We start from the raw sequence: 2,825 nt of genomic DNA, 5'->3' as shown, positions 1-2,825 counted from the left end.
GATGCGCTTCGTCTTTATTTTTATTCGCTCTAAACCGTTCACGAATAGGCAAGTATTAATACATAACCGCTTTTATTGACTTGGATCAATAGTTGCAAGAAAAAGAGAAATGGATACCCATAAGTGGGTTTGTGGGTGTCCTATTCTTCAATAGTAGCGTCAACACATATACAACAAAATAATTATAACTTGCTGGCAATGTAACGGTTCAGGCTGACGCCTGCTTCTGCTGCTTGAATGACCAAATGACGGTGGGTTTCTGGTGGTACCCTTAGTAATACCTTTCCGCTGTAGTCTCTGATGGAAAATGGTTCAGGGATGGGTTCATCCGCTTTTTGCAGGTCGGCAATTGTTTCTAGTACCAGTTTTCGAATACCTGATAGCGCCGCTATCGGGTCTTCTTCCAGCCAGCTCAGGCTTGGAAACTCTGCACACAGTCCAATATATTCCTGATCTTCTTCAGACCACATCACCCGATAGGTGTATTTGTCGGTGGGTTTATTCATTGTCTTCATCCTCCACTCTCTCAATTGCCTGCAAGACCTGCCTTACCTGATAAGGTTTTGCTTTACCTTTACTGTCCTGAATGTTTACCCTCGGGTCGCCTTGTCAAGGTGTTTTGTAAACCGGATGGCTTAATCCTGTCTTTCGTGATTTTCCAAAGTACACATCGCAGACTTTGCATAAGTCTTTGAACTTTACGTCCTTTGGATTGTTTCTCATCTGGTCGAGGATTGCAGTTATGTTAGCCATAGAATGATAGTAGCACTATTGATATTATTTTTTGAATTTCTGATCAAGGCAGAAAAGAGAAAAGGAAAGAAAAAAAAATCGGGGTCAAAAAAAATCGAGAAAGATCAAAGATCGGGGTCAAGTCTTTCTTTGTGCACGCCCAAAAGTAACCTCCGGAAAACCAGCAACTGTTCCAGATTATTTGCGAACAATGAACGCTTCAACGCTTTAACAGCCTTCCAGGCTCCACGGCTATCTGTGGAAATCTGTGCAGCAGTTTTTTTATCCCAGGTGACCAGTGGACAGTCCAATGTTTCGGCTAATACCACAAATAACGCATCACAGGCAGGGTGTTTTGCATACTTGGCTACTACCAGTGCTTTGAACCATAATCGCTCACTGCTGGTTACCGACGTGATCAGGGCTTCGGCTCGTTCGGTTGCCTGTATGGCCTGTTGCAGGCTCAATTGCTGCTGGGTTATCCACTGCCAGGCAACATGCAGAACTCGGCCCGGAACAGGTCAGGCACATGAATGTGTTCGGTTTTTTCCAATACGGCCAGGGCTTCCTGCCGGTGTACGGGTTCATTAAACAGTGCATAGGCAAAGACCATGGTATCGATAACGGCTCGGGTCATGGTCGCCCTTCCTGTCGCCAGGCGTCCATATCTTTGGCTGAGGTTTCCGGCAGCTCTTTCCAGCTGTTTTTTATCGCTTGAATCAGATCAGACTTTTGTTGATAGCGGGCTTCAAGCAGTTCCCGCACTTCTTGCTCCATGGAGCGGTTGCCAGCTTTGGCGCTGGCTTTTAATCGTTCGATCAGTTCGCCCGGCAGGTTACGGATGGTCAGGGTGGCCATGGATTTTGCTTCCTTAATGTATGTAATCCATTACCCATGTAGCATATTGCTACTAGAGAGCCGAGAGGAGCTGGGGTTCAGGTCTTGATTCTTGACGTTGCATAATCTTGCTCTACTTTTTTGCTCTGTGTTGATTGCCTGGGCGGCATTGAGAACAAGGTTGATGATGTACTGAATACGAGGCTATTGGATAATATTTGATGACAAAGTGCACACAATCACTACACTGGCTCTATGAAAAGCTTTAACTGGAACGCCGAGAAGAACCAGCAGCTGATTGATCAGCACGGTAAATCATTTGAAGAAGTTATCTTTCATATTCAAAACGGCGACCTTCTGGATGATATTGCCCATCCTAACGTTGTTGACTACCCGCACCAGAGGGTGTTTGTTGTTAACGTGATGGGCTATGCCTGGCTGGTGCCCTACGTCGAAAGCGAAAAGGAGGTATTCCTGAAGACCCTGATACCGAGCCGAAAGTTTACCCGAGATTATCTGGAGGGTGATTCATGACAAAAAAAAATACGTTGGATCAAGAGGAGCAGTCACTACTTAATGCCCTGGAAGCAGGTGACTATCAGTCCACGTTGACCCCGGAACGCAAAGCTGAACTGGAGAGTGTTGCTGCAGAGACTTTTAAAAAGGATAAGCGCATCAACATCCGTATCTCCCACCGTGATTTGCTGGCCATACAATCCCGTGCCTTGCGTGAAGGCATCCCTTATCAGACATTGGTTTCCAGTATTATCCATAAGTATCTTTCTGGTTCTTTGGTGGAGGTGAAGCCAGGCTCTTGACATCCTCCCACCACTAAATTTCAGGGGAGCACGCAGGGGAGCACGGGGTCAGAGCACGGGGTCAGGTCTTGATTCTTGAAGGAGCACGTGGTCAGGTCTTGATTCTTGAACACCCCTCCCCCGAAGGAGCACGTGGTCAGCGAAGGAGCACGTGGTCAGGTCTTGATTCTTGAACACCCCTCCCCCCGTTCTTTTTAGTTAATGTCAGGCAGCTCTTTAACAAGGTGCAATAATTCCCGGGTTAGCGTGATCATCTCTTTTAGCAACTGCGGGTTGATGTCCAGCTGACCTTCATACTCTGCCAGGTTTCGTTGATTATGGCATTGATCAAGCACTCGCCTTTAGCCCGGCTTAATCCTAAGGTATGCTCTGACACTCCCCGCCCTATCGGGCTGTCTCTTAGTCACAAATTCTATACTTGACTTATCCTTTCTGAGA

The 2,825-nt window shown here is 46.7% G+C and carries 7 protein-coding genes; 2 read left to right on the top strand and 5 right to left on the bottom strand.

Annotated elements, in window-relative coordinates; all coding sequences use genetic code 11:
- Positions 1-182: 182 nt before the first annotated feature.
- From KDK14_RS00825 to KDK14_RS00810, 4 genes are all read right to left on the bottom strand, one after another.
- On the bottom strand, positions 183-506 hold the full coding sequence (locus KDK14_RS00825) for a type II toxin-antitoxin system HicB family antitoxin (RefSeq protein WP_257263117.1): 324 nt from the start codon (positions 504-506) through the stop codon (positions 183-185).
- Positions 507-857: 351 nt separating this feature from the next.
- Positions 858-1,199 carry a type II toxin-antitoxin system VapC family toxin gene (locus tag KDK14_RS00820; RefSeq protein ID WP_257263116.1) on the bottom strand — a complete coding sequence of 114 codons (342 nt, stop codon included), beginning with the start codon at positions 1,197-1,199 and terminating at the stop codon, positions 858-860.
- 11 nt (positions 1,200-1,210) lie between these two features.
- Positions 1,211-1,369, bottom strand: coding sequence for a hypothetical protein (locus KDK14_RS00815; RefSeq protein ID WP_257263115.1), 159 nt, complete (start codon positions 1,367-1,369; stop codon positions 1,211-1,213).
- Complete coding sequence (locus tag KDK14_RS00810) at positions 1,366-1,590, bottom strand: hypothetical protein (RefSeq protein ID WP_257263114.1); 225 nt, start codon at positions 1,588-1,590, stop codon at positions 1,366-1,368. The genes KDK14_RS00815 and KDK14_RS00810 overlap by 4 nt, the downstream gene beginning before the upstream one ends.
- 234 nt (positions 1,591-1,824) lie before the next feature.
- Here KDK14_RS00810 and KDK14_RS00805 point away from each other — a divergent pair, with 234 nt between their 5' ends.
- A complete protein-coding gene (locus KDK14_RS00805; protein ID WP_257263113.1) occupies positions 1,825-2,103 on the top strand; it encodes a hypothetical protein in 279 nt (92 codons plus the stop codon).
- Positions 2,100-2,387 carry an antitoxin gene (locus KDK14_RS00800; RefSeq protein WP_252026482.1) on the top strand — a complete coding sequence of 96 codons (288 nt, stop codon included), beginning with the start codon at positions 2,100-2,102 and terminating at the stop codon, positions 2,385-2,387. Before KDK14_RS00805 ends, KDK14_RS00800 begins: the two co-directional genes overlap by 4 nt.
- Positions 2,388-2,581: 194 nt before the next feature.
- Here KDK14_RS00800 and KDK14_RS00795 read toward each other — a convergent pair whose 3' ends face one another.
- Positions 2,582-2,722 (bottom strand): hypothetical protein, encoded by a 141-nt coding sequence (locus KDK14_RS00795; RefSeq protein WP_257263112.1) that lies wholly within the window; start codon positions 2,720-2,722, stop codon positions 2,582-2,584.
- Between the last annotated feature and the right edge of the window lie 103 nt (positions 2,723-2,825).

Source organism: Endozoicomonas sp. ONNA2 (assembly GCF_024606365.1).
Classification (GTDB): Bacteria; Pseudomonadota; Gammaproteobacteria; order Pseudomonadales; family Endozoicomonadaceae; genus Endozoicomonas.
The sequence above is the reverse complement of the archived record's forward strand: the minus strand, read 5'-3'. Positions and strand labels throughout refer to the sequence as shown.

Excerpts from the sequence above, each read along its gene's own strand:
- KDK14_RS00815 (WP_257263115.1), bottom strand. The coding sequence starts at position 1,369 with ATGACCCGAGCCGTTATCGATACCATGGTCTTTGCCTATGCACTGTTT.
- KDK14_RS00800 (WP_252026482.1), top strand. The coding sequence starts at position 2,100 with ATGACAAAAAAAAATACGTTGGATCAAGAGGAGCAGTCACTACTTAAT.
- KDK14_RS00810 (WP_257263114.1), bottom strand. The coding sequence starts at position 1,590 with ATGGCCACCCTGACCATCCGTAACCTGCCGGGCGAACTGATCGAACGA.
- KDK14_RS00805 (WP_257263113.1), top strand. The coding sequence starts at position 1,825 with ATGAAAAGCTTTAACTGGAACGCCGAGAAGAACCAGCAGCTGATTGAT.
- KDK14_RS00825 (WP_257263117.1), bottom strand. The coding sequence starts at position 506 with ATGAATAAACCCACCGACAAATACACCTATCGGGTGATGTGGTCTGAA.